This is a genomic window from Pseudomonas sp. GW821-FHT09C10 (assembly GCF_059418085.1).
Window position 1 is genome coordinate 268,664 of the sequence record NZ_JBWKPE010000006.1, and the last position, 26,358, is coordinate 295,021.

Consider the following 26,358-nt stretch of genomic DNA (forward strand, 5'->3'; position numbering starts at 1 on the left):
TTAGCGCTTGTACGCCTTCACTTCGGCTTCACGCAGGCGCGGGGCCAGCTTGTCGAGCACGCCATTGACGAACTTGTGACCGTCGGTCGAACCGTAGACTTTCGCCAGTTCGATGCCTTCGTTGATCACCACGCGGTACGGCACGTCGACGCGCTTGAGCAGCTCCCAGGTGGACAGGCGCAGTACGGCCAGTTCAACCGGGTCCAGCTCTTCGAGGGTCAGGTCCAGGCACGGCGTCAATGCCGCATCGATTTCGGCCAGGTTGGCCGGAACCCCGTGCAGGATGTCGTGGAAGTAGCTCTGGTCGGCAAACGTGAAGTCGTTATCGACGCGAAACTGCGCTTCGATCTCGTTCAGCGAGGTGCCAGCCATGTGACGCTGGTACAGCGCCTGGGTGGCGAGCTGGCGGGCAGCACGGCGCTTTTCGCTTTTCGACGGTTTGCCGGCGTCCGCTGGGCGCTCGTCGCGTGGGTTGAAGCAATCGCTCTCGTCGGAAATCACTTGGCCTCCAACTGCGACAGCAGGCTGACCATTTCCAGGGCGGACAGGGCAGCTTCAGCGCCTTTGTTACCGGCCTTGGTGCCGGAACGCTCGATGGCTTGCTCGATGGAATCCACGGTCAGTACGCCGAAAGCGACTGGCACGCCGAACTCCATGGACACCTGGGCCAGGCCCTTGGTGCATTCGCCGGCCACGTATTCGAAGTGCGGAGTACCGCCACGAATGACCGCGCCCAGGGCGATGATCGCCGCGTATTCACCCTGCTGAGCAACTTTTTGCGCAACCAGTGGAATTTCGAAGGCGCCAGGGGCGCGGATGATAGTGATGTCGCTCTCGCTCACACCGTGGCGAACCAGGGCATCCACGGCACCGCTTACCAGGCTTTCAACCACGAAGCTGTTGAAGCGGCCAACCACCAGGGCATAGCGGCCTTTGGGGGCGATGAAGGTACCTTCGATGGTCTTCAGGGTCATTCGACAAATCTCTTAAAGAGCCGGGACGCGAAAAGTGCGTCCCTCAGTGATGATTTAACCGCGAACAAGGGGCAAAAAGCGCCGGCCTTTATTCGGAGGGCACGTATTCTACAACTTCCAGATCGAATCCGGATATCGCATTAAATTTCATCGGGGCGCTCATCAGGCGCATTTTGCGCACACCGAGGTCACGCAGGATCTGCGAACCGGCACCGACGATGCTGTAGGTGGCCGGCGTTTTCACCTGGGTCTGCTCGGCTGTTTCGCGAATATGCGCGAGCAGCACGTCGCCATCCACCGGGTTACCCAGCAGCAGCACCACACCGCTGCCGGCCTCGGACACCGCAGCCATGGCGGCGCGCAGGCTCCAGCGGCCCGGTTGCTTGACCATCAGCAGGTCGCGCAGCGGGTCCATGTTGTGCACGCGCACCAGGGTCGGCTCGTCGGCGCAGATGGTGCCCAGTGTCAAGGCCATGTGCACGTCGCCTTCCACCGAATCACGGTAGGTCACCAAATTGAATTGGCCCAGTTCGCTGTCCAGTGGCTGCTCGGCAATCCGCTGAACGGTACGTTCGTGGATCATCCGGTAGTGAATCAGGTCGGCAATGGTGCCGACCTTGATGTTGTGTTCCGCGGCAAAGGCTTCGAGTTCGGCGCGACGGGCCATGGTGCCGTCGTCGTTCATCACTTCGCAGATCACGCCACAGGGCTCGAAACCGGCCATGCGCGCCAGGTCGCAGGCGGCTTCGGTGTGGCCGGCGCGAGCGAGGGTGCCGCCCGGTTGAGCCATCAACGGGAAGATGTGGCCAGGGCTGACGATGTCTTCGGCCTTGGCGTCCTTGGCGGCAGCGGCTTGCACGGTGCGGGCACGGTCGGCGGCGGAAATGCCGGTGGTGACGCCGGTGGTCGCTTCAATCGATACGGTGAACTTGGTACCAAACCCTGAACCATTGCGCGGCGCCATCAACGGCAGCTTGAGCAGCTCGCAGCGCTCGCGGCTCATGGGCATGCAGATCAACCCACGGGCGTGCTTGGCCATGAAGTTGATGTGCTCAGGCTTGCAGGCCTCGGCGGCCATGATGATATCGCCTTCGTTTTCGCGGTCTTCGTCATCCATCAGGATGACCATCTTGCCTTGGCGGATGTCTTCAACCAGTTCTTCGATGCTATTGAGCGCCACAGGGCACCCCCTTGGTCAGGATTTCAGGTAGCCGTTAGCGGCCAGAAAACTTTCAGTGATGTTCCCGGCTGCAGGCTCTGCGGCCTTATCGCCCAACAGCAGGCGCTCCAGGTAACGGGCAAGCAAGTCGACTTCCAGGTTCACCCGGCGACCAGGCTGGTACGACGCCATGATGGTCTCGCTCAGGGTGTGGGGAATGATGGTCAATTCAAATTCGGCGCCATTCACGGCGTTCACGGTCAGGCTGGTGCCGTCGACGGTGATCGAGCCTTTGTGGGCAATGTACTTGGCCAGCTCCTTGGGCGCGCGGATGCGGAATTCCACGGCGCGCGCATTTTCGCTGCGGGCCACCACTTCGCCGACGCCGTCGACGTGGCCACTGACCAGGTGGCCGCCCAGGCGAGTGGTCGGGGTCAGGGCTTTTTCCAGGTTGACCGGGCTGCCGGCCTTGAGGTCGTTCATCGCGGTGCAGTCCAGGGTTTCCCGGCTGACGTCGGCGGCAAAGCCGTTGCCCGGCAGTTCGACGACGGTCAGGCACACGCCGCTGACGGCGATGCTGTCGCCCAGCTTGACGTCGCCGAGGTCGAGCTTGCCGGTTTCAACCAGCAGGCGCACGTCGCCGCCCTTGGGGGTCATGGCGCGGATGCTGCCGATGGATTCGATAATGCCGGTGAACATGGCCTTCTCCTGGAAAACGGTGCGGGCACTTGAGCGCCCGGTCAGAATTATACGCTCGCTGCTGGCACAGGGATGGCAGTGACTCGCCAGTCGTCGCCTACAGCGCGCATTTCAGTGATCTTGAGTTGGGGAGCGTCGGCCAGCTTCTCAAGTGGCCAGTCCAGCAAAGGCCGGGCAGCGGAGCCGAGGAACTTGCCGGCGACGAAAATCACGTATTCGTCCACCAGGCCCTGCTGGGCAAACGCGCCCGCCAGGCTTGGGCCGGCTTCCACCAAGACGTCGTTGACGCCACGGGCGGCCAGCGCCACCAGCGCCGAGCGCAGGTCGACCTGGCCGTCTACGCCCGGCACCACCAGGCACTCGGGGCCACGGGGGAACTGGTTTTCCGCGGTGACGCAGGTGATGACCAACGCCGGGCCGGCCTTGAAGAACGGTGCGTTGAGCGGCACGCGCAAACGGCCGTCGATCAGCACGCGCAGCGGCGGACGTGACATAGCCAGGGCCGTGGTGGCGTCGTCCAGGCCGAGTTCGGCGGCGCGGACGGTCAGGCGTGCGCCGTCGGCCAATACGGTGTCGGCACCGGTCAGCACCACGCTGGCCTCGGCGCGCAGGCGCTGCACGGCGGCGCGGGCGGCGGGGCCGGTGATCCATTGGCTTTCGCCGCTGGCCATGGCAGTGCGGCCATCCAAACTCATCGCCAGCTTGACCCGCACAAACGGCAGGCCATGCTCCATACGCTTGAGAAAGCCCTTATTCAGGGCCCTGGCTTCACCTTCCAGCACGCCGCTGCGCACCTCGATTCCGGCCTGGGCCAGGCGCTGCATGCCGCGCCCGGCGACTTCCGGGTTGGGGTCCTGCATCGCTGCGACCACCCGCGCCAGCCCGGCACTCACCAGCGCATCGGCGCACGGCGGGGTATGGCCGTAGTGGCTGCAGGGCTCGAGGGTTACGTACGCCGTGGCGCCGCGCGCCTTGTCACCGGCAGCCCGCAAGGCATGCACTTCCGCATGGGGCTCGCCGGTGCGCACATGCCAGCCTTCGCCGACAATCTGCCCAGCGCGGACAATCACGCAGCCCACACGCGGGTTGGGGTGGGTGGTGTACAGGCCGTTGCGCGCCAGTTCGAGGGCGCGGGCCATGTAATGAGCGTCCAGCACAGCCTGTTCAGCAGAAAGTGGGTTCATTCTTTGACCGGCTCACGGGCCAGGCGGTCGATCTCTTCGCGGAACTCGTTGAGGTCCTGGAAGCGTCGATACACCGAGGCGAAACGGATATAGGCGACTTCGTCGAGCTTTTGCAGCTCGCCCATCACCAGCTCTCCCACCACCAGGCTCTTGACCTCGCGTTCGCCGGTGGCGCGCAGCTTGTGCTTGATATGTGCCAGCGCCGCCTCCAGCCGCTCGACACTCACCGGGCGTTTTTCCAGGGCGCGCTGCATACCGGCGCGCAGTTTTTCTTCGTCGAAAGGCTGGCGGCTGCCGTCGGACTTGATCAGGCGCGGCAATACCAGTTCGGCGGTTTCGAAGGTGGTGAAACGTTCACCGCAGCCAGAGGCCAGGCATTCGCGCCGGCGACGCACTTGATCGCCCTCGGCGACCAGACGCGAGTCAATGACCTTGGTGTCGTTGGCACCGCAGAAGGGACAGTGCATGGTGGCAGGCAACAAAAAAAGGGAGGGCCATGGTAGCGCATCCCTGTGGCAAGACAAGCCATAGCCTTTACGGTATATAGGCAGGCCTATATGTTTCTTATATTTCAAGCCACGGATTTTGTCCTTTTCTGGAGCCGTACATGCAGTTACGACCACTTGTTTTGCTCACCGTGTTCAGTGTCCTGGTCGCCTGCAGCAGCGAAGCCCCCAAGCCGGCCGCCCCTCAACCGACGCCCGCACAAGAGAAAAAAGTCCCCGGCATTGAAGACCTCGGTCCCCTGCCCGCCTATCAACGCGAAATCAGCGGCAGCCTCACCAACGTGCCGGCCGGCGCCGAAGTCGAGATGGCGCTGCTGGTGATCGATGACCGTTCGCGCCCGCAACAACTGTTGGCGAGCAGCGTCTTGACCGGCAACGGCAAGCCCCTGGCCTTCCGCCTGCGCTACAACCCCGAGGCGTTCCCGGCCGGTGCGCGGGTCGAATTGCGTGGCCGTGCCAGCCAATCCGGCCAGTTGATCCTGCACCTGCCTGCCGTACGCATCACCCAGGCGATCACCCAGACCACCGGCCCTCTGGAACTCGTCAAGGCACCATGACGCCGCCGCTGGACTTGCAGCGCGCCCTGAGCGCGCTGATCGGCGACGCCCAGCTGGTGCCCTGCCCGCTGCCGGGCACCGCGCTTTCATTGTGGCTGCTGGATGCGGACAACATGGACCGCGCCTTCAGCCCCGAGGAAACCCGGCGCATCCTGCATGAACCGCCCTACTGGAGTTTTTGCTGGGCCAGTGGCTTGGCGCTGGCGCGGTATCTGGCGGCGAACCCGCAATGGGTAAAAGGCAAGCGCGTGCTGGATTTCGGCGCGGGCTCCGGTGTGGCCGGGATTGCCGCGGTCAAAGCCGGCGCGCTGGAAGTGGTGGCCTGCGACCTGGACCCGCTGGCGTTAGCGTCCTGCCGGGCGAATGCGGAACTCAACGGTGTGGAACTGAGTTACTCGGCGGACTTTTTCGCCGAAGCCGACCGCTTCGACCTGATCCTGGTCGCCGACGTGCTCTACGACCGCGCCAACCTGCCGTTGCTCGACCACTTCCTCAGCCGAGGCCGCGAAGCGCTGGTGGCGGACTCGCGCGTGCGGGACTTCCAGCACCCCGCTTATCGGCGGCTGGAGATACTCGATGCACTGACGTTGCCGGACCTGGCCGAGCCTTGGGAGTTTCGCAAGGTGAGCCTGTACCATTCGCGGCGCCAGCCCTTATAGTTGCCCCATTCCCGCTTTAATCGAGACGCCCCATGAGTGAACCCACGCCGTACATCTTCGACGTCACCAGCGCCAATTTCGACCAGGCCGTGATCCAGAACTCCTTCGAAAAACCCGTGCTCGTGGATTTCTGGGCCGAGTGGTGCGCGCCGTGCAAGGCGTTGATGCCCATGCTGGCGCAGATTGCCCAGAGTTATCAGGGTGAGCTGCTGCTGGCCAAGGTCGATTGCGAAGCGGAGCAGGACATCGTCGCGCGCTTTGGCATTCAAAGCCTGCCGACGGTGGTGCTGTTCAAGGATGGCCAGCCGGTGGATGGGTTTGCCGGGGCGCAGCCGGAGTCGGCGGTGCGGGCGATGCTGGAGCCTCACGTGAAGATGCCACCACCGGCGGCGGCTGACCCACTGGAGCAGGCCCAGGCGCTGTTTGCCGATGGCCGCATCAGCGACGCCGAGGCCGTGCTGGTGGCGCTGCTGGGTGAAGACAACACCAATGCCGCCGCGTTGATTCTGTACGCGCGTTGCCTGGCCGAACGCGGTGAGTTGGGTGAAGCCCAAACCGTGCTCGATGCGGTGAAGAGCGATGACCACAAAGCCGCCCTCGCCGGCGCCAAGGCGCAAATCACCTTCCTGCGTCAGGCCGCCGACCTGCCGGACGCCGCCGAGCTGAAAAGCCGCCTGGCGCAAAACCCGCAGGACGACGAAGCCGCCTATCAACTGGCCATCCAGCAACTGGCGCGCCAGCAGTACGACGCGGCGCTGGAAGGCTTGCTCAAGCTGTTTATCCGCAACCGCAGCTACAGCGAAGGCCTGCCGCACAAGACCTTGCTGCAGGTGTTCGAGCTGTTGGGCAATGATCACCCGCTGGTGACCGTGTACCGCCGCAAGTTGTTTGCTGCGCTGTACTAATCGCCGATCCAACTGTACAGCGGCGTATCGCCGCCGCTGGCCACCTTGACCTTGGCGCTGTGGCGCAGGCGCACCAACAGGCGCTTGCCCGCCGCGGCATCCCCCGCCAAACCTTCCAGGCGATCAAGCAGTTCCAGGCCGCTGAGTTGCCCGGCGTTGCGCAACAGGTCCTGGGCGTTCTGCCACAGATCATCGTTCGGCTTGACCGGCGCTGCCGGCGCGGCGGTCGCGCTTGCCACTGGCGTCGCCTGCAACTGCGCGCCGAGTCGTGCCCAATCGCCGTCGTCCAGCTCCAGGGTCAAGTCCACCGGCAGATCGCCGATGGTTCCACGAATTCGCAACATCGTCCTTACTCCTGCATTTTTTCTGACGAGCATGCTCCCATGCGGCTTGCGCAACGCCAAGCGGGCGGGCAAACTCTCGGCACTATTGTTATAAGATCACATAACAAAACTTTCATCTCTGGAGCTTTCCCATGCGCCGTCTGTTGCTTGCTTTGCCGTTTGCCCTGTTGCCACTCGCCATCGCTCAAGCTGCCGACGAGCATGACCACGATCACGAACACGAACACGGCAGCCTCGGCGCCCACGAACATGGCGTCGGCCGCCTTAACGCGGTACTCGACGGCCAGGCCCTGGAGCTTGAACTGGACAGCCCGGCGATGAACCTGGTGGGCTTCGAACACCTCGCCAGCAGCGCAGCCGACAAAGCCAAGGTCGCCGCCGCACGCAAACAGCTGGAGAACCCGCTGGCGCTGTTCAACCTGCCCAAGGCCGCCGGTTGCGTGATCAGCTCCCAGGAACTCAACAGCCCGCTGTTCGGCGACAAACCGGAAGCCGACCACGACGACGATGATGACCACGACGCCAAAGACGGCGCCCACGAGCATCATCACGATCACAGTGAAATCCACGCCCACTACCAATTCACCTGTGCTACGCCGACCGCCCTGGGCAACCTGGACCTGACCCAGGTGTTCAAGACCTTCCCCGCCACCCAGAAAATTCAGGTACAACTGATCGGCCCGAGCGGCCAGCAAGGTGTTGAAGCGACGGCCACAGCAGCCACCCTGAAGTTCTGAGTGCCCATGACCCACCCATTGATCGAACTGTCTGACCTGGGCTTCAACTGGCCCGGTCACCCACAGTTACTGGACATCCCCGCGTTCCGCCTGGAAGCGGGGGAAACCCTGTTTCTCAAGGGGCCGAGCGGCAGTGGCAAAACCACCTTGCTCGGCCTGCTCGGCGGTGTGCAGAAGCCCAGCCAGGGCAGCATCCGCCTGCTCGGCCAGGAGCTGACCGAACTCTCGGCCGGCGCCCGGGACCGCTTTCGTGTTGACCACACCGGCTATATCTTCCAGCAGTTCAACCTGCTGCCGTTCCTGTCGGTGCGCGAGAACGTCGAGCTGCCCTGTCACTTTTCCAAGCTGCGCGCGCAACGGGCGATCCAACGCCACGGCAGCGTCGACCAGGCCGCCGCGACCTTGCTGGCGCACCTGGGTTTGAAGGACAAAGACCTGCTGGAGCGCCGCGCCGACTCGCTGTCCATCGGCCAACAGCAACGGGTGGCCGCCGCCCGTGCGTTGATCGGCCAACCGGAGTTGGTGATCGCCGACGAGCCCACCTCGGCCCTGGACTACGACGCCCGCGAAGCCTTCATTCGACTGCTGTTCGCCGAATGCCGCGAAGCCGGCGCCAGCCTGTTGTTTGTCAGCCATGACCAGAGCCTGGCGCCGTTGTTCGACCGCAACCTGTCGCTGGCCGAACTCAATCGCGCCGCCACGCCCGCAGAGGTTTGAGATGTATCTGTTTCGTCTAGCCATGGCCAGCCTGGCTAACCGCCGCTTTACCGCGATCCTCACCGCCTTCGCCATCGCCTTGTCGGTGTGCCTGCTGCTGGCGGTGGAGCGCGTGCGCGTTGAGGCGCGCAACAGTTTCGCCAGCACCATCAGCGGCACCGACCTGATCGTCGGCGCGCGCTCCGGTTCGGTCAACCTGCTGCTGTACTCGGTGTTCCGCATCGGCAACGCCACCAACAACATTCGGTGGGACAGCTACGAGCACTTCGCCGCCAGCCCCCAGGTGAAATGGGCGATCCCGATTTCCCTCGGCGACTCCCACCGCGGCTACCGCGTCATGGGTACCAACGAGTCGTACTTCGAGCACTACCAGTACGGGCGCAAGCAAAACCTGGAGCTGGCCAGCGGCCGTGCCTTCGCCACCGACCCGTTCGAAGTAGTACTCGGCGCCGAAGTCGCCGATGCCCTGCACTACAAGCTCGGCGACAAGTTGGTGCTGGCCCACGGTGTGGCGGTGGTCAGCCTGGTAAAACACGATGACAAACCGTTCACCGTGGTCGGTATTCTCAAGCGCACCGGCACGCCGGTGGACCGCACGCTGCATATCAGCCTCGGCGGCATGGAGGCGATCCATATCGACTGGCACAACGGCGTACCGGCCCAGGGCAAAGGCCGCATCAGTGCCGACCAGGCGCGCAACATGGACCTCACACCGCAAGCCATCACGGCCTTTATGCTCGGCCTGAACAACAAGATTTCCACCTTCGCCCTGCAGCGGGAGATCAACGAATTCCGTGGCGAACCGATGCTGGCGATCCTGCCCGGCGTGGCGCTGCAAGAGCTGTGGAGCATGATGGGCACCGCCGAAAAAGCCCTGTTCGTGATCTCGCTGTTCGTGGTGCTGACCGGTTTGATCGGCATGCTCACGGCGATCCTCACCAGCCTCAACGAACGCCGCCGCGAAATGGCGATCCTGCGCTCGGTGGGCGCGCGGCCGTGGCATATCGCAACCTTGCTGATTTTCGAAGCCTTCGCCCTTGCCCTGTCCGGCGTGATCGCAGGCGTGGGCTTGCTGTATGTGTGCATCGCCGCATCGCGCGGGTATTTGCAGGCCAATTACGGTCTCGACCTGCCGATGTCGTGGCCCAGCGAATATGAATGGACCCTGCTCGCCGGTATCCTGGCGGCAGCGCTATTGATGGGCAGCGTGCCCGCCTGGCGCGCCTACCGACAATCCCTGGCCGATGGCCTGTCCATACGTTTATGAGGAAGGCTTCGATGCGTCGCGCTCTGTTTGCATTATTGCTGCTGGTAACGGTGCCGGCCTGGGCGGAGGACCAGCCCAGGGATTTGTCCTGGCAGGAGATGATCCCGCCGGACGCGCCGCCGGAAATCCCCAACATGAAACCGCTGCACGACCTGTCGAACATGGCCGATGCCTTGTCCGTCGAAGCGGCGCCAGCGGCCAAGCAGGATCTGCCCAATGCGCCGGTGGTGCAGAGCCTCGATGGCCAGCACATCCGCCTGCCCGGGTATATCGTACCGCTGGAAGTCAGCGAAGAAGGCCGCACCACCGAGTTCCTGCTGGTGCCGTACTTCGGCGCGTGCATCCATGTGCCGCCGCCGCCATCGAACCAGATCGTGCACGTGAAAAGCGAACTCGGCGTGAAGCTCGATGAGCTCTACCAGCCGTACTGGATCGAGGGTGCGATGCAGGTCAAACCGTCCACCAGTGAACTGGCCGACGCCGGCTACCAGATGGATGCCGAGAAAATTTATATCTACGAACTACCGGAATAACGCTGATCGCCCTTTCATTGAGCTGAGTCAAAAGACCGGACGGAACGATCTTTACCATTGGACGTACAACTTCTAAACGTCCTCTGGAGCTCCCATGAACAAGTCTCTGCTCGGCGCGTCCCTCTTCGCCCTCGCACTCGCCGCCCCTGCCGTCCACGCTCACGAAGCGGGCGACATTCTGATTCGTGCCGGTGCAATCACCGTGAACCCGAAGGCAGACAGCAGCACCGTCAAAGTTGACCAGGGCCCACTGGCCGGCGCCAACCTGGGCGGCAAGGCGACCATGAGCAGCGACACCCAGCTGGGCTTGAACTTCGCCTACATGCTCACCAGCCATGTCGGTATCGAACTGCTGGCGGCTACGCCGTTCGAGCATGACGTGAAGATCAAGGGCACCGCCCTCGGCGCCGCCAACGGCAAGCTCGGTACGCTGAAACACCTGCCACCGACCCTGAGCGTCGTGTACTACCCGCTGGACAATAAATCCCCGTTCCAACCGTACGTAGGCGCCGGTATCAACTACACCTGGATCTACGACGAACACGTCGGCAGCCGCGCCTCCGAAGCCGGCTTCAGCAACTTCAAGGCCGAGAACTCCTGGGGCTGGGCTGCGCAGATCGGCGCGGACTACATGATCAACGACAAGTGGATGATCAACGCCCAGGCGCGCTACATCGACATCAGCACCAAGGCCACCGTGGAAAACAACGCCGTGGCGCCTGGCACCCGGGCCAAGGTCAATGTGGACGTGGACCCGATGGTTTACATGGTGGGTATCGGCTACAAGTTCTAAGCAACACTGCATAACCAATGTGGGAGGGGGGTTGCTGTGGTGAGGGACAAGTCCCCATCACCACAGCCCCCCCTCCCACATTTTGCTTTGTGTCGTGTCAGCTATGGCGGTAGAACCGGTCCAGCAACGCCGGTAACCCCGCTCGCCACGCCCGCGGCTTGATGCCGAAGGTGTGGAGGATTTTCTTGCAGGCCAACACCGCATGCTGCGGTTCGTCTGCCGCATCCGGCCGTGCCGCGTGGGCCTGGGCGGTAGGCGCTTCAATGGCCAGCGCATGGTAGCTGCGCGCTTCGGTGAGGATCGCCTGGCCCAGCGCCAGCGGCGTGGTAGCCTCATGCCCGGCGTAGTGGTAAGTGCCCCACAGCGGCGCCGCGCAATCGAGTTGCTTGAGCACCGAAATGATCACCCGCGCGGCATCGTCCACCGGCGTCGGGTTACCGCGGCGGTCGTCGGCCATCAGCAACTCATCCGGTTTCTCGGCCCGGGCCAGGAAGCGCCCGAGGGTGCCGTCGACGCTGTCATCCAGCAGCCAGCCAAAACGCAACAGCACATGTTGCGGGCACGTCGCGCGCACGCTTTGCTCGATCCGCCACAACGCCTGGCCGCGCAGGCCCAGGGGCACCGGCTCGTCCTTTTCGCTGTAGGCGGTGGCGCGGGAGCCATCGAACACGCGGTAGCTGGACGGTTGCAGCAGGGTAATGTTGTGGTGCTGGCACAGTTCGGCCAGGCGCTCGATGGCGAACTCCTGGGCGGCCAGGCGGGTTTCGCTGACAGCTTCGGCCTGGAACCAGTCGAAATAGTAGGCGAGGTTGATCAACGCATCGGGACGGGTGTCGTCGAGCAATTGGGTGAGGCTTGCGGCATCCCAGCCGTCTTGGGGCGGTTTGGGTGCGAGGAAACCAATGTCTTCCTCTGCACCGAGGCGAATCAGCGCCTGCCCGAGGGCATTCCCGCCGCCCAGTAACATAAGGCGCATTCGCATAGATTGAGCAGGCCCGGTCTGTTTGGAACGATGGTTATGGTCGGCAAGCCCGTGAGGCGTGCCGTAGGTTTATTCCAGAATCGTTGCATTTTGCGGGTTTGTAGCGCAACCGTCACGGATAAAGTGCGGGGTTGCAACTTGTTGGAGTGGGCTGCATAACTTAGGCATGAACCTTCCTGAATCAACCGACACGGTCTTGAACGGCTTCCACCCCGCCGTCAGCACCTGGTTCCGCCACACCTTCCCTTCGGTGACCAGCGCCCAGGCCCAGGCGTGGCCGCTGATCCGCCAGCGCCGCTCGACGCTGATCGCGGCGCCCACCGGCTCCGGCAAGACGTTGACGGCGTTCCTCGCGGTGCTCGATGACCTGGTGCACCAGGGCCTGGCCAACGGCGGGCAACTGCCGGACGAGACGCTGGTGGTGTATGTGTCGCCGCTCAAGGCGCTGTCCAATGACATCCAGATCAACCTGCAAACCCCGCTGGCCGGGATCACCGAGCATTTACAGCGCCTGGGCCTGCCGCCGCTGGTGATTCGCACCGCCGTGCGCACCGGCGACACCCCGCAGAAAGACCGCGCACAAATGCGCAAGCGCCCGCCGCATATCCTCGTGACCACGCCGGAATCGCTCTACGTGCTGCTGGGCTCGGACTCCGGCCGGCAGATGCTGGCCAGCGCGCGCACGGTGATCGTCGATGAAATCCACGCCATCGCCGCCAGCAAACGCGGCAGCCACCTGGCCTTGAGCCTGGAGCGCCTGCAAGGCTTGTGTGCCGAGCCACTGACCCGCATCGGTCTGTCGGCCACGCAAAAACCCATCGAAGCGGTGTCGCGCTTTCTAGTGGGCACTGAGCGAACGTGCGACATCGTCGACATCGGCCATGCCCGCCGCCGTGACCTGGATATCGAAGTGCCGCCGGTGCCGCTGTCGGCGGTGATGGCCAACGATGTCTGGGAGCTGGTCTACGACCGCCTCGCTGCACTGGCCCGTGAGCACCGCACCACGCTGATCTTCGTCAACACCCGGCGCCTGGCCGAACGCCTGGCCCGGCACTTGAGCGAGCGCCTGGGCAAGAGCGCCGTGGCCGCCCACCACGGCAGCCTGGCCAAGGAGATGCGCCTGGATGCCGAGCAACGGCTCAAGGCTGGCGAGCTGCAAGTGCTGATCGCCACCGCGTCCCTGGAGCTGGGGATTGATATCGGCGATGTCGACCTGGTGTGCCAGATCGGTTCGCCGGGTTCCATCAACGGTTTTCTGCAACGGGTGGGCCGCTCCGGGCATCAGGTCGGCGGCACGCCCAAGGGGCGCCTGTTCGCCACCACCCGCGACGACCTGATCGAATGCGCCGCACTGCTCGATTGTGTGCGGCGGGGCGAACTGGACACCTTGCAGATCCCGGTGGCGCCCCTGGACGTGCTGGCCCAGCAGATCATCGCCGAGGTCAGTGCCCAGGAGTGGCCGGAACAGGCCCTGCTAGACCTGATCCACCGCGCCGCGCCCTACGCGGCCCTGGATGAACGCCACTACCAGGCGCTGTTGCAGATGCTCGCCGACGGCTACAACGGGCGCCAGGGTATCCGCAGCGCGTACCTGCACCGCGACGCCCTGACCCGCACCCTGCGCGGCCGCCGTGGCGCCAGGCTGACCGCCGTGACCAGCGGCGGCACCATCCCCGACAATGCCGACTACAGCGTGTTGCTCGAACCCCAGAGCCTGAACATCGGCAGCGTCAACGAAGACTTCGCGGTGGAAAGCATCGCCGGGGATATCTTCCAGCTCGGTAATACGTCCTACAGGATCTTGCGAGTCGAGGCCGGCAAAGTGCGGGTCGAAGACGCCCACGGCCAGCCGCCGACCATTCCGTTCTGGCTCGGCGAAGCGCCGGGGCGCAGCAATGAGTTGTCCGCCGCTGTCGCGCGTTTGCAGGGGCAACTCGACACCCTGCTCAGCGCCAGCCCCGGCGACCTGCAACCGGCGCAAGAGTGGCTCACCGGCACCCTTGGCCTGAACCGCGCCAGCGCCGAACAGATCCTCGACTACCTGGCCCGCACGCGCCTGGCCCTCGGCGCGTTGCCGTCCCGGGACACGTTGATCATGGAGCGGTTTTTCGACGAATCCGGCGGCACTCAGTTGATCATCCACACGCCGTTCGGCAGCCGCGTCAATCGGGCCTGGGGCCTGGCCTTGCGCAAGCGCTTTTGCCGCACCTTCAACTTTGAGCTGCAAGCGGCAGCCAGCGAAAATGCGATCGTGCTGTCGCTGTCCACCAGCCACAGTTTCGAGCTGGATGAGGTGTGGCGTTACCTCAACAGCAACAGTGCTGAACACCTGCTGATCCAGGCGGTGCTGGATGCGCCGCTGTTCGGCGTGCGCTGGCGCTGGAACGCCGGCGTGGCCCTGGCGCTGCCGCGCTTTACCGGCGGACGCAAAGTGGCGCCGCAGCTGCAGCGTATGAAGAGCGAAGACCTGATTGCCAGTGTGTTCCCCGACCAGATCGCCTGCCTGGAAAACCTCGCCGGTGAACGCGAAGTACCCGAGCACCCGCTGGTGGAACAAACCCTCGACGACTGCCTGCACGAAGCCATGGACAGCGACGCCTGGCTTGCCTTGCTGCGGCGCATGGAGCGCGGCGACGTGCGCTTGATCAGCCGCGACCTGCCGGCGCCCTCGCCCATGGCCGCCGAAATCCTCAGCGCGCGCCCCTACACCTTTCTCGACGATGCACCGCTGGAAGAACGCCGCACCCAGGCCGTGCTCAACCGCCGTTGGAGCGACCCGCAGAGCACCGACGACCTCGGCGCATTGGATGCGGACGCCATCGCCGGCGTGCGCGAAGAGGCCTGGCCGGCGCCCCATGGCGTGGATGAAATGCATGAGGCACTGATGAGCCTGGCGTGCATCGCCAGTCACGAAGTCACGGCGCAATGGGCCGAGTGGCTGAACGCCTTGGCCAAGGCTGGCCGCGCCTTTCAATTGTCCAATGGCCTGTGGGTCGCGGTGGAGCGCCTGGGGTGTTTGCAGGCGATCTACCCCAACAATTTGCCGTTGCTCCCCGGCTTCGATGAGCCCTGGACCTTTGACGACGCGCTGGTGGAACTGCTGCGTGCGCGCCTGGGTGGCTTCGGCCCGCAGAACATTATCGAGATCGCCGCGCCACTGGCCCTGCCGCTGGCCGACGTTACCCAGGCGCTGGCCCGCCTGGAGCAGGAAGGCTACGTGCTGCGCGGTTGCTTCAGCCCCGGCGCACTCGAGGAACAATGGTGCGAACGGCATCTGCTCGCCCGCATTCATCGCTACACGGTCAAGCGCCTGCGCCGGGAAATCGAGCCGGTGGCGCTGCAGGATTTCATGCGCTTCCTGTTCGATTGGCAGCATCTGTCCGAGAGCACACGTGGCCAGGGCAGCGCGATGCTGCCGCAGATTGTCGGCCAGTTCGAAGGCTACGCCGCCGCCACGTCGGCCTGGGACAGTGACCTGCTCAGTGCACGGCTCAAGGATTACTCATTGACCTGGCTCGACGAGCTGTGCCGCAGCGGCAGGCTGGTGTGGACGCGCTTGAGCAACAAGTCCGGCGCCATTGCCCTGCGCAGTACGCCGGTGGTGCTGTTGCCGCGCAGCCAGGTGGCCTTGTGGAGCGGGCTCACCGAACCCACCGATAGCACGACGCTGTCGCCCAAGGCGCAGAAAGTCCACCTGGCCTTGCGCGAACACGGCGCGCTGTTTTTCGATGAGCTGGTGCACGAAGCCCATCTGTTGCGCAGCGAACTGGAAACCGCGTTGCAGGAACTGGTCGGCGCCGGCCTGGTGAATGCCGACAGTTTTGCCGGGTTGCGCGCACTGACCACCCCGGCCAGCAAGCGCCAGGCGCGCAGCAGTCGGCGCGGGCGGGGGGCATTTATCGGCGGCATGGACGATGCCGGGCGCTGGGCGCTGATTCGCCGCCCCTCGACCGCCGCCGGCCCGCACTCGGCCGAAACCCTGGAACATGTGGCGATGACCTTGCTGCGCCGTTATGGCGTGGTGTTCTGGCGCTTGCTGGAGCGCGAGGCGGATTGGTTGCCGAGTTGGCGCGAACTGCTACGCACATTCCATCGGCTGGAAGCCCGGGGTGAGATTCGCGGCGGGCGGTTTGTCAGCGGGCTGGCGGGTGAGCAGTTTGCGTTGCCGGAGGCGATCCCGTTGCTGCGCGAAGTGCGGCGCAGGCCCCATGACGGGAGTTTGATCGCCGTGTGCGGGGCTGACCCGCTGAACCTGGTGGGCACGTTGTTACCGGGCAGCAAGGTGCCGGCGGTGAGTGGGAATCGGGTTGTGTATCGGGATGGGTTGCCGGCGGCGGTGATGATCGCCGGCAAGCAGCAGGTGTTGCTGGAGGTGGATCAGCAGGCGGTGCAGGAGAAGTTGATCAGGCATTGAATTTGAGGGCCTCATTGAGGCCTGGGCTGCTCCGTCAACACCACCGACGCCGGCACCTCTTCATCCGGCTCATCCACCTGGGATGTACGCTTTGGCAGCAAAACCTGCTGTGGATAAGTCTGCGCGAAGTGCACCTCATCGCAGTTATCCACAAGCTTTTTCAAACGCTGGTTGAACGCACGGCTCACCGCATATTGCCCACCCGACACGGTGCGAAACTGCGCCGTGAGCACCACGCCATTGAGGTCCATCTTGTCGACGCCAAACACCTCCAGCGGCCCTTGCAGGTTGTACTTGAGGAACACATCGTCGCGGATCGACTGCCCGGCCTCGCGGATCAGCTCCACGGCCTTGTCCACATCGGTGTCGTAGGTGAACTGCACCGAGAAGAACGCATAGGCAAATTGCCGCGACTGGTTGGTGACCGCCTTGATCTGCCCGAACGGTACCGAATGCACGAACCCCTTGCCATCGCGCAGGCGCAGGGTGCGGATGGTCAGGCCTTCGACGGTGCCGGCATGGCCGGAATCGAGCACCACCCAGTCGCCAATGGACAAGGTGTCTTCGATGATGATGAACAGGCCGGTGATCACGTCCTGCACCAATTGCTGGGAACCGAAACCAATCGCCAGGCCGACCACACCGGCCCCCGCCAGCAACGGCGCGACGTTGATGCCCAGGTTGGCCATGGTGGTGATTGCGCAGATCACCACCAGGATGATTTTGATCGCATTGCGCAGCAGCGGCAGGATGGTCTTCACCCTTGTGCTGGGCTGGCGGTTGGAGCGTTTGTTCACCGGCGGTTTTAGCGCTTCCTGGATTGCCGTGTCGAGTACGACCCAGAACAACCAGGTCATCAACAGGATCAGGCCGATGCTGCTGAGGGAGTCGCTGATCGCACGGCCCACCGAGTTGCGCTGGGCAAATTCGAACAGCGATACGCCCCAGATCCGCCCGAGGATTTCGATAAAGGCGATGGCCATGACGATACGCAGGATCGCGTGCAAGAGGCTGAGAAAACGCTCCTTGTAGGCACTGCTGCGTTGGATCGCCACCTGGCTGCGGGACTTGAACAGGTGTTGCAGCACCGTGCTCAGGAAGACCGTGCCGATCAACAGAACCGTGGTGAACAGCGCGCAGCGCAGGGCTTTCTGGTTGTCGTCGCCGGCGCCGATCAGGTTGATCGCCGAGACCAGCACCATCAACAGGATCGGCCAGTACCAAAGGCCGGAAAATATCCGCAGCGATTGCTGCAACGCCGGGTGTTTCAGGCGCTGGGCCAGCGGGCGGTTACGGATCAGGTGGGCCACCGGGCGGCGCAGGCGCACCACCAGCACGCCAAAGATCACCGCCGCGAACAGGCCGGTAAACACCGCGATACTGCTGGTGATATTGCCGCCGAGCTGGCGGGCGATCTGCGGACTGGTCAGGGCGTCGCTGAGGGCGGCGAGGAAGCCGATCAGGAACAGCGGCTTGGGGCAGTAGTCGCGAATGATCTGCACCGCCGGCCGCTTATGGCCGACGTTGAACATCACAATCACGCACAGCAGCATCGACGTGGAGAAGATGCCGCTGCTGGTCGCATAGGCAAAGCACAGCGCCAGGGCGCGACCTATGGACGTGGGCAGGAAGTGACTGACATAGAGCGTCAGCGGCAGGCAGATCAACGCCGGGATCGTGTAGGGCACCACATAACCCAGTACGCCTTGCAGGCGCCCGCGGCGCTCGACGAACGGGCGCCGGTTCAAGCGCCGCACGATAAAGCGCCCCAGCAACGTCAACAGCGCGAAGGCGCCAATCCACACACTGGACAGCAGCAGGAAGTCGCCGGCCACGCTCCACGGCGAACGCTCCGACGTCTGGTCAACCAACCGGCCGACTTCATCCGCCGCCCGATCCGCGCGTAAACGCCAGGCATCAACAAGGTTCTGATTGAGGTCGAGCTTGTTCTGCACATCATCGATGCTGGAACTGATGGCACCGAGCAATCCACCCTCCACCAGCAACTCCGGTTTGGCCGGCGCCTCGGGCTCCGGCGCGGTGGCCGCGGCGTACAGTGCGCCGCTGCCGCAGAACAGCAGCGCGCCGAGCAGTAATGCAGTCTTTAGATTCAGCAAAACACCGGGCTCCTTCAGAAGGGTCTGTAAGGAACTGACGGATTTGAGCACTGATCGTTCCCCTGCCTATTGCCGGACACCGATCCAAATGGGTTTATGCCGCCTGTAGGACGGCGGAAACTTTCGGCCAAAAATCGCAGTCAGCCATAAACGAGGGTCAGGCCCCTCACTCTTTCACAGGAGCAATCATGGCTGCGATCCCCGACTGGGTGCCCATCACCCCTAGCGTCGCCATCACTCGCTTCACGGTGCTGACGGTCAATATCCACAAGGGCTTCACCGCCTTGAACCGACGTTTCATACTGCCCGAACTGCGCGAAGCGGTGCGCAGTGTGGGCGCTGATATGGTGTTCCTGCAGGAAATTCACGGCACCCACGAGCGCCATCCCCAGCGCTACAGCGACTGGCCGAACATGCCGCAGTACGAGTTCCTCGCCGACAGCATCTGGCCGCAGTTCGCCTACGGGCGCAACGCGGTCTACCCCCATGGCGATCATGGCAATGCGTTGCTGTCGAAATTCCAGATCGTGAGTTACGACAACCTCGACATATCCCAAAGCGGCCATGAAAACCGCGGCCTGCTGCATTGTGTGCTGCGCCTGCCGGGCACCGGGCAGGAGGTGCATGCAATCTGCATCCACCTGGGCTTGCGCGAGGTGCATCGCCAGCAGCAATTGCGCTTGTTGGAGCAGCGTATCAGCGAGATCCCGGCCGATGCGCCGTTGGTGGTGGCCGGCGATTTCAATGACTGGCGCCAACGCGCCGACCTCAGCCAGAGCGGCCTGCAGGAAGTCTTCATGCAGGCCCACGGCAAACTCGCACGCACCTTTCCGGCGCGCCTGCCGCTGCTGGCACTGGACCGCATCTATGTGCGCAATCTAAAGATTCATAACCCCAAGGTGCTGACCACCCGCCCCTGGTCCCATCTGTCAGACCACGTGCCCCTGTCGGTGGAGATTGAACTATGAACATTGCCGTTGAGCACATTGCTACCGACCAGCCGCCGGATGAAGCCAAGGCCCGCGACGTCGATTACGGCTGGCAGCCGGACAACCGGCTCGAGTTGCTGGAGAACGGCGAGGCGTACTTTCCCAAAGTGTTCGAGGCCTTGCGCGGGGCGCAGCGGGAGATCCTGCTGGAGACCTTTATCCTCTTTGAAGACAAGGTCGGCCATGAGCTGCAACGCATCTTGATCGACGCGGCGCAGCGTGGGGTCAAGGTGGTGGTCAGCCTGGATGGCTTCGGCTGCGGCGAACTGAGCCGCGCTTTTCTCGGCGAATTGGCCCAGGCCGGGGTGGCCGTGCAGATGTTTGATCCGGCGTCCAAGACCCTGGGTATTCGCACCAACTGGTTTCGCCGCCTGCACCGCAAGATCGTGGTGGTGGATGCCGCCGTGGCGTTTATCGGCGGGATCAATTTTTCTGCCGATCACCTGGGGGATTTCGGCCCCGAGGCCAAGCAGGATTACGCGGTGCAGGTGATAGGCCCGGCGGTGGCCGACCTGCATCATTTCGCCCTCGCCCAAAGCGGCCGCCAGGTGCGCACGCGGCGCGGTTGGCGACGGCGCCAGCAACGGCCATCGCCTTGGCCTACCGATACAGGCGAGGGCCTGGTGCGCTTGATTTACCGCGACAACCTGCAGCACCGCGACGACATTGAAGAGGCCTACATCCATGCCTTGAGCAAAGCCCGGGAACGCGCGGTGATTGCCAATGCCTACTTCTTCCCCGGTTACCGCTTGCTGCGCGAGATCCGCAATGCGGCGCGCCGTGGCGTGAAGGTGCAATTGATCATGCAGGGCCAGCCCGATGTGCTGCTGGCCAAGCTGGCCGCGCGCATGCTCTACGACTACCTGCTCAAGGATGGCGTGGTGATTCATGAATATTGCCAGCGCCCGTTGCACGGCAAGGTCGCGCTGGTGGATGACGAGTGGAGCACCGTGGGTTCGAGCAACCTCGACCCGTTGAGCCTGTCGCTGAACCTGGAGGCCAACGTGCTGATTCGTGACCGGGCGTTCAATCAGCAACTGTACGAACGCCTGGACGTACTCGCCAAGGAGCATTGCCAGACCATGCCGGAAAACCGCAAGCCGCGCCTGTGGCTATGGCGATTGACCGTCGGTTTCCTGGTGTTCCATGTGATGCGCCACTTCCCCGCGCTGACCGGCTGGTTGCCGGCACACAAGCCACGGTTGAAACCCTTCGAGGCTCGAACCCATGACATCTGAAGCCAACGGTTCCCGCTTCAAGCGCTGGAAGAAACCGCTGACCTTGGCGTTCTTCGTGCTGCTGATCGTGCTGTTCACCCTGCTCGCAAGGCGTATCGACTGGAGCGAAGTGTTCCAGACCCTGGGCGATTTCAAGCTGCGCACCCTGCTGATCGCGGGCACGCTGACGTTGTGCAGCTTTATCGTCTACGCCTGCTTCGACTTGATCGGACGCACCTACATTCGCCAACCGCTGCGCTGGAAGCAGATCCTGCCGGTCGGGATCATCAGCTATGCGTTCAATCTGAACCTGAGTGCCTGGGTCGGCGGAATCGCCATGCGCTATCGGCTGTATTCGCGGCTGGGGGTGAGCACCGGCAATATCGCCAAGATTCTCGGGCTGAGCCTGGCGACCAATTGGTTCGGTTATATGGCATTGGCCGGGGTGGTGTTCAGCAGTGGCCTGGTGACCATGCCGCCGGGCTGGAAGCTCAGCAGCGGCGCCCTGCAGGGCGTGGGTGTGCTGTTGGTGCTGGCGAGCCTGGGCTATCTGGCGGCGTGCCAATTCTCGACAAAACGTGCATGGTCGATTCGCGGCATCGAGATCAACCTGCCGTCGCTGCGCATGGCCTGCCTGCAGTTGGCATTGGGCGCGTTGAACTGGTCGCTGATGGCGGCGGTGATTTTCACCTTGTTGCCCGCCAAGCTGGACTACCCGCTGATGCTGGGCGTGCTGCTGATCAGCGCGATCGCCGGTGTCATCACCCATATCCCCGCCGGGCTCGGGGTACTGGAAGCGGTGTTTATCGCACTGCTGCAACATGAAGCGTCGCGCGGCAGTTTGCTGGCCGGGCTGATCGCCTATCGCGCCATCTACTTTATCCTGCCGCTGCTGATCGCTCTGGTGATGTACCTCGGTGTCGAGGCCAAAGCCAAGGCACTACGGGTGAAGAAAACACCGGCATGATCGCGTTACTGGGACTGGATGATGCTCAACCGCTCGCCCACCACCATCTCGGTGATCCAGTCCACCAGGATCGAGGTGTAGGCTTGCTGTGACACTGGATCGCTCAGGGAGTGGTCGGCACCATCGATGATGCGGTGCGTCAGGGAGTGCGTGTGCTGGCACGCTGCGCGGTAGCTCATGATGGTGGCGTGGGGCACATGGTCGTCGGTTTCCGATTCGACAATCAGCACATCACCGGTAAATTGCGCGCAGGCCTGCAGCGCGCGGTTGGTTTCGGCGTGCACCAGGGTGCTGCGGTAATCCATCAGGTCGGCCTTATCGAGGTCACGCTTGGGCTTGAGCCATTCCTGGTCGCGGTACAGCGCCGGCACGCGCAGCGCCAGCCAGCGCACCGGGCGCAATGAGGTGAGAATCGCCGCCAGGTAGCCGCCGTAGCTGGTGCCCACCACCGCCACCGCCGAGGTGTCGATGGCCGGGTGCGAGAGCAGTCGGTCGTAGGCCGCCAGCAGATCGCGCAGGTTGTCTTCACGGGTGACGCGGGACAACGGGATACCTGTGCCCGCGTGGCCACGCAGATCGAACGTCAGGCACACGCATCCCAAGCCGGCGATACCTTTGGCGCGCTCCAGGTCGCGCTCCTGGCTACCGCCCCAGCCGTGCACGAATAACACCCCTGGCACCTTCGATTTGGGGCTGAGGAACGTGCCGCTCATCTGTTCGTCGTCGATGTCGATCGCAATGCTTTCGCTTCTAGCCGTCATAAGATTTAACCGTCACATACTTGAGAAGAAAGTCGCTGTTTTCCGCCGGGCCTCGGTACACCTCGATAGCATCCGCGGGCAGCGCCTGGTCCACGTAGGTCTCTACCGAAGACACATGAATGGCCTTGAGGCCCGGGTGGTTGATAAAGCTCTGCAGCGCCGCGACTTCCGCGCTGCTGGCGCCACCCATGCGCCAGGATTGTTCAAGCACACCACTGCGCCGCTGGCCGTCGCTGTCGAGGCCCTGGGCGATATCGTAGTTGCGCCGGGACGCGTAGAAACCCGGGTAAGCCTCATCGGCGGCCGCGTCGAAGACCTGGGCTTGCTCGATGGCTTGGCGCACGTCGCCGGGCAGCTCGAGCTTGAGCAAATCGTCATAACCGCCAGGCACCACCAGCAGGTTGGAGCCACCGTAGACCTCCTCGCCCTGTCCGTCCTGGGTCAGGTATTGCTCGCCGCAGTAGCTGATGACGTGATCGCCGATAAAACTCTGGCCCACACTATGGGTGACCACATCGTGCAGGTCTTGTTCCAGCACCACGCCTTCGCTGAACATCCGGGCCGCTTCGGGGCGCGCCAGCACGGCCTCGAACTCATCCAGGCTGTGGATAACTTCCTGGCCGCGCCCGGCGCAGGCATGCACCGGCTTAAGGCGGATCGGCCCGCTGTAGAGCAGGCGCTTGGCGGCTTCCCGTGCATCGTTGAGCGCAAATACGCTCAGGCCGTCCAGCACAACGTCGCGCACGCGCTCGCAGAACAACGGCGACCAGCCTTCGGGGGCCGCGGCGTCCGGGCCCAGCAGGCCGTGACTGATGGCTTTGGTGCCGATGAAATCATGCTCCACATAACCGCCCCACAGGTCTTCGGAACCCTTGATATCAAGGGCCCGCGCCTGCGCAGGGCCAATCAGTGTTTGCGTGGGAAGCAGGTAACGTTCACGGCCGGCGTGTTTACGTGGATCGTAATCACCGCCGTACTTGAGCCCAAGGATTTGCGCCAGCCAGCGCGCAAGGGCTCGGTTGGTTTCGACTTCATGCCGGGGAGCGCCTTCTCGCGTGGAGTGAGCGACTACCCATTTCTTGCGTTGAGTCGGGGTCATGCATCCCCCTTGGCCATCCCGCCATGTGTGTGGGTGGAAGGTTGCAGGGATCAGGCCAAGGCAGGTCCAAAAGTGAGGGGTTTGAAATCAATCACTTGCGCAAAAAGCGATAGCAGTTGGCCTGTATTATTCTGCACGACACCCCCTTGACCGTGGGGCGTTCTGCACGATTCACACGCCAAAACGGCTGCGGTAATCACTGGGGGCCAAACCGGTGATCTTCTTGAAGGTGGCGCGAAACGCACCAGGGTCCTGATACCCCACGGTCCAGGCGATGTGGTCGATGGTGGCGGTGGTGAACTCCAGCATTTGCCGCGCTTTGCCGACACGCAAATGCTGGCAGTATTCGGTGGGTTTCAATCCCGTGGCACTGCGAAAACGCCGTAGGAACGTGCGCTCTTCCAACCCCGCCTCTTGCGCCATGGCGGCCACGGACACATCCACCGCGCCACTGGCTTGCAACCAATGCTGGACCTTGAGGATGGCCGCATCGCCATGGCTGAGGATCGGTGCAAAGTTGCTGCCGCACTGGCTGGCACTGTCGCTGTGCTCGATCACCAGGAAACGCGCGGTATCGGCAGCGACGCTGGGGCCCATCAGGCGGTCGACCAGGCGCAGGCCCAGCTCGGACCAGGCCATCAGCCCGGCGGTGGTGATCAGGTCGCCGTCATCGACGATCGGTTTATCCGCCTCAAGGCGTACGGCCGGATAACGGGTCGCGAAGGATTTGGCTGAGGACCAATGCGTGGTGGCGCTGCGCCCGTCCAACAGACCGCTGCGCGCCAGCAGGATCGAACCGATGCACACGCCACCGAGCACGGTGCCCGCAGCGTGTTGCTGGCGAATCCACTCGAGCAGTGCGGGCGGCGCCTGGTCTTCGGTGAACTCGCCGATTGAAGGCGGCACCAGCACCGCCATCATCGGTTGCTCAGGCCCTGGGTGGCTGTCGAATACCCGCGTAGGTATACCATCGCCATCCACCTGCCAGTGGCTCACCCGCAGCAACGGCAGCTGTGCGGATTGATGCTCGGCGGCGATCCGGTTGGCGACACCAAACAGATCGGTCAGCCCATGCACCGCTGCCAACTGCGCACCGTGGTAGATCAACACGCCCAGCTCAACAACCGCCATTGTCAGTTTTCCCCCTGTTATTGTCGGTGCAGCCAATCCCCCGCTGCGGCGCCAGCTAACATACTGGCCCCATCAACCCATCACGAGGCAATACCCATGGCCAAGCAAGCGCTCATCCTAATCGATATCCAGAACGACTACTTCCCTCAAGGCAAGTGGCCGCTCGATGGCGTGGAAGCCGCCGCGGACAAGGCTGCGCAGGTGCTCCAGGCGTTTCGCCAGAACGGGGATGCAGTGATTCATGTGCGCCATGAGTTCACCTCCGAGGATGCACCGTTTTTCACGCCGAACTCTGAGGGTGCCTATTTGCACCCCAAGGTGCTGAACGAGGGCAGCGAGCCGGTGGTGCTTAAACATTTCGTGAATGCGTTCCGCGAAACCCCTCTACGCGCCCTTCTGGAACAGCGCAGCATCACCGAGCTGGTGGTGGTCGGCAGCATGAGCCATATGTGCATCGATGCGGTGGTGCGGGCCGCAGCGGACCTGGGCTACAAGGTCACGGTGATTCATGACGCGTGCGCCACCCGCGACCTGGAATTCAACGGGCAGGTGATTCCGGCGGCGCAGGTGCATGGAGCGTATATGGCGTCGCTGGCGTTTGGCTACGCAGGTGTGGTGTCGGCGGATGAGTATTTGAAGGCGCAAGCAGCAGCGGCGTAAGCGCTGCTTGCTTCTGTGCCGTCAGCGGGTCGCGATGATAAACAGACGCGGGAAAGGCAGTAATACGGTGCCATCGCCTAGCGCTGGATAAGCCTGTGTAATCCGCGCCTGGTATTCCTGTAGGAAAGCGGCTTTTTCGCTATCGCTCAGTGGCGCGAGAAAGGGTCGCAAGCCCGAGCCCTTGAACCACTCCACCACAGCGGCATGATCCGACAGCGGGTGCTGGTACGTGGTGTGCCACACATCCACGGTACTGCAGTGTTGGCTCAGCAACTCGTAGTAGTAGCTCACCGAGTGGCGCTCATTGTGTTGGAACGCGCCGATCTTTGCCGCCCATGGGCCATCTGCCGCCACTTCGCGCGCCAGCCGGTGTGCGGGTTCATTGAGGTTGTCCGGGGTTTGTACGGCGAGCGTGCCGCCAGGCGTCAACTGGTCGACCAGATGCGGATAGAGCGTGGCGTGGTTTGGCAGCCATTGCAGCGAGGCGTTGGCGAGGATCACGTCGAATGTCTGCGACGGACTCCAGGCACCGATGTCCGCCAGCTCAAAGTTCAGCGCGGGCAGGCGTTTGCGGGCGTCGACCAGCATATCCTCGGAACTGTCCAGGCCCGTCACCTGCGCCTGCGGGAAACGTTCGGCCAATACTTGGGTGGAGTTGCCGGGGCCGCAACCCAGGTCCACCGCTGTGTGCACCGCGGTATTCGGAATGGCCGCGACCAGGTCACGGACCGGACGAGTGCGTTGTTGTTCAAACATCGTGTATTGCTTGGCAGACCAGGTCATCGCGGCTCTCCTTGTTCTATGGAAGTGGGTTACAGCCTAAATCGAGTGGCCCCTGAGGACAAATGTCGGGGCCGGCGATCGTCCATCCCATGATTTAATCCGTTACGGGTGCAGCTTCATGCATCACGAAATTACAAAAAAGCCCCGAGAGCAGGGCTCACGGGGCTTTTTGGGAAATACTTTACAGATTGAGGCTCAGTCGTA

At 63.3% G+C, this 26,358-nt stretch carries 26 protein-coding genes; 13 read left to right on the top strand and 13 right to left on the bottom strand.

Annotated elements, in window-relative coordinates:
- The 6 genes from nusB to nrdR form a co-directional block, all read right to left on the bottom strand.
- The gene (nusB, locus tag AC07OT_RS14645) at positions 1-501 is read right to left on the bottom strand and encodes a transcription antitermination factor NusB (RefSeq protein WP_027605194.1); all 501 of its coding nucleotides are present in this window, start codon (positions 499-501) and stop codon (positions 1-3) included.
- Positions 498-974, bottom strand: coding sequence for a 6,7-dimethyl-8-ribityllumazine synthase (gene ribH / locus AC07OT_RS14650; protein WP_003176356.1), 477 nt, complete (start codon positions 972-974; stop codon positions 498-500). The genes nusB and ribH overlap by 4 nt, the downstream gene beginning before the upstream one ends.
- An 88-nt stretch (positions 975-1,062) precedes the next feature.
- Entirely contained in the window at positions 1,063-2,154 is a 1,092-nt protein-coding gene (gene ribBA / locus AC07OT_RS14655) for a bifunctional 3,4-dihydroxy-2-butanone-4-phosphate synthase/GTP cyclohydrolase II (protein ID WP_495108365.1), read from the bottom strand.
- A gap of 15 nt (positions 2,155-2,169) precedes the next feature.
- Positions 2,170-2,832 (bottom strand): riboflavin synthase, encoded by a 663-nt coding sequence (locus AC07OT_RS14660; RefSeq protein WP_027605192.1) that lies wholly within the window; start codon positions 2,830-2,832, stop codon positions 2,170-2,172.
- Between the two features lie 47 nt (positions 2,833-2,879).
- Positions 2,880-4,016 carry a bifunctional diaminohydroxyphosphoribosylaminopyrimidine deaminase/5-amino-6-(5-phosphoribosylamino)uracil reductase RibD gene (ribD, locus tag AC07OT_RS14665; RefSeq protein WP_065942243.1) on the bottom strand — a complete coding sequence of 379 codons (1,137 nt, stop codon included), beginning with the start codon at positions 4,014-4,016 and terminating at the stop codon, positions 2,880-2,882.
- Positions 4,013-4,483, bottom strand: coding sequence for a transcriptional regulator NrdR (gene nrdR / locus AC07OT_RS14670; RefSeq protein WP_027605190.1), 471 nt, complete (start codon positions 4,481-4,483; stop codon positions 4,013-4,015). Before nrdR ends, ribD begins: the two co-directional genes overlap by 4 nt.
- A gap of 140 nt (positions 4,484-4,623) precedes the next feature.
- Here nrdR and AC07OT_RS14675 point away from each other — a divergent pair, with 140 nt between their 5' ends.
- Genes AC07OT_RS14675 through trxA form a run of 3 tightly spaced genes read left to right on the top strand, consistent with a single transcriptional unit; the run spans position 4,624 to position 6,643 of the window.
- Positions 4,624-5,079 (top strand): YbaY family lipoprotein, encoded by a 456-nt coding sequence (locus AC07OT_RS14675; RefSeq protein ID WP_027605189.1) that lies wholly within the window; start codon positions 4,624-4,626, stop codon positions 5,077-5,079.
- Complete coding sequence (locus AC07OT_RS14680; RefSeq protein ID WP_421147334.1) at positions 5,076-5,738, top strand: class I SAM-dependent methyltransferase; 663 nt, start codon at positions 5,076-5,078, stop codon at positions 5,736-5,738. The genes AC07OT_RS14675 and AC07OT_RS14680 overlap by 4 nt, the downstream gene beginning before the upstream one ends.
- Before the next feature lie 32 nt (positions 5,739-5,770).
- Positions 5,771-6,643, top strand: coding sequence for a thioredoxin (gene trxA / locus AC07OT_RS14685; protein WP_115487486.1), 873 nt, complete (start codon positions 5,771-5,773; stop codon positions 6,641-6,643).
- On the opposite strand, the gene AC07OT_RS14690 is transcribed toward trxA, so the two are convergent.
- Positions 6,640-6,987, bottom strand: coding sequence for a hypothetical protein (locus tag AC07OT_RS14690; protein WP_065946590.1), 348 nt, complete (start codon positions 6,985-6,987; stop codon positions 6,640-6,642). The two genes, trxA and AC07OT_RS14690, sit on opposite strands and share 4 nt — an antisense overlap.
- Positions 6,988-7,118: 131 nt before the next feature.
- On the opposite strand from AC07OT_RS14690, the gene AC07OT_RS14695 reads away from it, so the two are divergent.
- The 5 genes from AC07OT_RS14695 to AC07OT_RS14715 all read left to right on the top strand — a co-directional run bounded on the left by AC07OT_RS14695 (position 7,119) and on the right by AC07OT_RS14715 (position 11,034).
- Positions 7,119-7,724 carry a DUF2796 domain-containing protein gene (locus AC07OT_RS14695; RefSeq protein ID WP_495108366.1) on the top strand — a complete coding sequence of 202 codons (606 nt, stop codon included), beginning with the start codon at positions 7,119-7,121 and terminating at the stop codon, positions 7,722-7,724.
- Positions 7,725-7,730: 6 nt separating this feature from the next.
- Complete coding sequence (locus AC07OT_RS14700) at positions 7,731-8,441, top strand: ABC transporter ATP-binding protein (RefSeq protein WP_027605184.1); 711 nt, start codon at positions 7,731-7,733, stop codon at positions 8,439-8,441.
- A gap of 1 nt (position 8,442) precedes the next feature.
- Entirely contained in the window at positions 8,443-9,708 is a 1,266-nt protein-coding gene (locus AC07OT_RS14705) for an ABC transporter permease (protein WP_027605183.1), read from the top strand.
- 11 nt (positions 9,709-9,719) lie between these two features.
- Positions 9,720-10,241, top strand: coding sequence for a DUF3299 domain-containing protein (locus AC07OT_RS14710; RefSeq protein WP_027605182.1), 522 nt, complete (start codon positions 9,720-9,722; stop codon positions 10,239-10,241).
- A 94-nt stretch (positions 10,242-10,335) separates the two neighbouring features.
- Entirely contained in the window at positions 10,336-11,034 is a 699-nt protein-coding gene (locus AC07OT_RS14715) for an OmpW/AlkL family protein (protein ID WP_027605181.1), read from the top strand.
- A 97-nt stretch (positions 11,035-11,131) separates the two neighbouring features.
- On the opposite strand, the gene AC07OT_RS14720 is transcribed toward AC07OT_RS14715, so the two are convergent.
- Entirely contained in the window at positions 11,132-12,016 is an 885-nt protein-coding gene (locus AC07OT_RS14720) for a sugar nucleotide-binding protein (RefSeq protein WP_027605180.1), read from the bottom strand.
- Between the two features lie 166 nt (positions 12,017-12,182).
- On the opposite strand from AC07OT_RS14720, the gene AC07OT_RS14725 reads away from it, so the two are divergent.
- Entirely contained in the window at positions 12,183-16,430 is a 4,248-nt protein-coding gene (locus tag AC07OT_RS14725; RefSeq protein WP_495108367.1) for a DEAD/DEAH box helicase, read from the top strand.
- An 11-nt stretch (positions 16,431-16,441) separates the two neighbouring features.
- Here the strand turns inward: AC07OT_RS14725 and AC07OT_RS14730 are convergent, their stop codons facing one another.
- A complete protein-coding gene (locus AC07OT_RS14730) occupies positions 16,442-18,547 on the bottom strand; it encodes a mechanosensitive ion channel family protein (RefSeq protein ID WP_495108368.1) in 2,106 nt (701 codons plus the stop codon).
- Positions 18,548-18,735: 188 nt separating this feature from the next.
- Here AC07OT_RS14730 and AC07OT_RS14735 point away from each other — a divergent pair, with 188 nt between their 5' ends.
- The 3 genes from AC07OT_RS14735 to AC07OT_RS14745 are packed head-to-tail and all read left to right on the top strand — an operon-like array spanning position 18,736 to position 21,720.
- Positions 18,736-19,515, top strand: a complete 780-nt coding sequence (locus AC07OT_RS14735) for an endonuclease/exonuclease/phosphatase family protein (RefSeq protein WP_495108369.1) — start codon at positions 18,736-18,738, stop codon at positions 19,513-19,515.
- Positions 19,512-20,774: a cardiolipin synthase ClsB gene (gene clsB, locus AC07OT_RS14740; RefSeq protein ID WP_495108370.1), complete on the top strand. Its 1,263-nt coding sequence runs from the start codon at positions 19,512-19,514 to the stop codon at positions 20,772-20,774. The genes AC07OT_RS14735 and clsB overlap by 4 nt, the downstream gene beginning before the upstream one ends.
- Positions 20,764-21,720, top strand: coding sequence for a lysylphosphatidylglycerol synthase domain-containing protein (locus AC07OT_RS14745; RefSeq protein WP_495108371.1), 957 nt, complete (start codon positions 20,764-20,766; stop codon positions 21,718-21,720). Before clsB ends, AC07OT_RS14745 begins: the two co-directional genes overlap by 11 nt.
- 5 nt (positions 21,721-21,725) lie before the next feature.
- Here the strand turns inward: AC07OT_RS14745 and AC07OT_RS14750 are convergent, their stop codons facing one another.
- From AC07OT_RS14750 to AC07OT_RS14760, 3 genes are all read right to left on the bottom strand, one after another.
- On the bottom strand, positions 21,726-22,481 hold the full coding sequence (locus tag AC07OT_RS14750) for an alpha/beta hydrolase family protein (RefSeq protein WP_027605173.1): 756 nt from the start codon (positions 22,479-22,481) through the stop codon (positions 21,726-21,728).
- Entirely contained in the window at positions 22,471-23,580 is a 1,110-nt protein-coding gene (locus AC07OT_RS14755) for a DUF3182 family protein (RefSeq protein WP_495108372.1), read from the bottom strand. The genes AC07OT_RS14750 and AC07OT_RS14755 overlap by 11 nt, the downstream gene beginning before the upstream one ends.
- Before the next feature lie 171 nt (positions 23,581-23,751).
- Entirely contained in the window at positions 23,752-24,711 is a 960-nt protein-coding gene (locus AC07OT_RS14760) for a GlxA family transcriptional regulator (RefSeq protein WP_495108373.1), read from the bottom strand.
- Between the two features lie 96 nt (positions 24,712-24,807).
- Between AC07OT_RS14760 and AC07OT_RS14765 the strand changes: the two genes are divergently transcribed.
- Positions 24,808-25,371, top strand: coding sequence for a cysteine hydrolase family protein (locus AC07OT_RS14765; RefSeq protein WP_141156126.1), 564 nt, complete (start codon positions 24,808-24,810; stop codon positions 25,369-25,371).
- A gap of 21 nt (positions 25,372-25,392) precedes the next feature.
- Here the strand turns inward: AC07OT_RS14765 and tam are convergent, their stop codons facing one another.
- On the bottom strand, positions 25,393-26,154 hold the full coding sequence (tam, locus tag AC07OT_RS14770) for a trans-aconitate 2-methyltransferase (protein ID WP_408012714.1): 762 nt from the start codon (positions 26,152-26,154) through the stop codon (positions 25,393-25,395).
- Positions 26,155-26,358 lie beyond the last annotated feature (204 nt).

Coding starts and splice junctions, on each gene's coding strand:
- ribH (WP_003176356.1), bottom strand. CDS start 974: ATGACCCTGAAGACCATCGAAGGTACCTTCATCGCCCCCAAAGGCCGC.
- AC07OT_RS14660 (WP_027605192.1), bottom strand. CDS start 2,832: ATGTTCACCGGCATTATCGAATCCATCGGCAGCATCCGCGCCATGACC.
- ribD (WP_065942243.1), bottom strand. CDS start 4,016: ATGAACCCACTTTCTGCTGAACAGGCTGTGCTGGACGCTCATTACATG.
- nrdR (WP_027605190.1), bottom strand. CDS start 4,483: ATGCACTGTCCCTTCTGCGGTGCCAACGACACCAAGGTCATTGACTCG.
- AC07OT_RS14675 (WP_027605189.1), top strand. CDS start 4,624: ATGCAGTTACGACCACTTGTTTTGCTCACCGTGTTCAGTGTCCTGGTC.
- AC07OT_RS14680 (WP_421147334.1), top strand. CDS start 5,076: ATGACGCCGCCGCTGGACTTGCAGCGCGCCCTGAGCGCGCTGATCGGC.
- trxA (WP_115487486.1), top strand. CDS start 5,771: ATGAGTGAACCCACGCCGTACATCTTCGACGTCACCAGCGCCAATTTC.
- AC07OT_RS14690 (WP_065946590.1), bottom strand. CDS start 6,987: ATGTTGCGAATTCGTGGAACCATCGGCGATCTGCCGGTGGACTTGACC.
- AC07OT_RS14695 (WP_495108366.1), top strand. CDS start 7,119: ATGCGCCGTCTGTTGCTTGCTTTGCCGTTTGCCCTGTTGCCACTCGCC.
- AC07OT_RS14700 (WP_027605184.1), top strand. CDS start 7,731: ATGACCCACCCATTGATCGAACTGTCTGACCTGGGCTTCAACTGGCCC.
- AC07OT_RS14705 (WP_027605183.1), top strand. CDS start 8,443: ATGTATCTGTTTCGTCTAGCCATGGCCAGCCTGGCTAACCGCCGCTTT.
- AC07OT_RS14710 (WP_027605182.1), top strand. CDS start 9,720: ATGCGTCGCGCTCTGTTTGCATTATTGCTGCTGGTAACGGTGCCGGCC.
- AC07OT_RS14715 (WP_027605181.1), top strand. CDS start 10,336: ATGAACAAGTCTCTGCTCGGCGCGTCCCTCTTCGCCCTCGCACTCGCC.
- AC07OT_RS14720 (WP_027605180.1), bottom strand. CDS start 12,016: ATGCGAATGCGCCTTATGTTACTGGGCGGCGGGAATGCCCTCGGGCAG.
- AC07OT_RS14725 (WP_495108367.1), top strand. CDS start 12,183: ATGAACCTTCCTGAATCAACCGACACGGTCTTGAACGGCTTCCACCCC.
- AC07OT_RS14735 (WP_495108369.1), top strand. CDS start 18,736: ATGGCTGCGATCCCCGACTGGGTGCCCATCACCCCTAGCGTCGCCATC.
- clsB (WP_495108370.1), top strand. CDS start 19,512: ATGAACATTGCCGTTGAGCACATTGCTACCGACCAGCCGCCGGATGAA.
- AC07OT_RS14745 (WP_495108371.1), top strand. CDS start 20,764: ATGACATCTGAAGCCAACGGTTCCCGCTTCAAGCGCTGGAAGAAACCG.
- AC07OT_RS14750 (WP_027605173.1), bottom strand. CDS start 22,481: ATGACGGCTAGAAGCGAAAGCATTGCGATCGACATCGACGACGAACAG.
- AC07OT_RS14755 (WP_495108372.1), bottom strand. CDS start 23,580: ATGACCCCGACTCAACGCAAGAAATGGGTAGTCGCTCACTCCACGCGA.
- AC07OT_RS14760 (WP_495108373.1), bottom strand. CDS start 24,711: ATGGCGGTTGTTGAGCTGGGCGTGTTGATCTACCACGGTGCGCAGTTG.
- AC07OT_RS14765 (WP_141156126.1), top strand. CDS start 24,808: ATGGCCAAGCAAGCGCTCATCCTAATCGATATCCAGAACGACTACTTC.
- tam (WP_408012714.1), bottom strand. CDS start 26,154: ATGACCTGGTCTGCCAAGCAATACACGATGTTTGAACAACAACGCACT.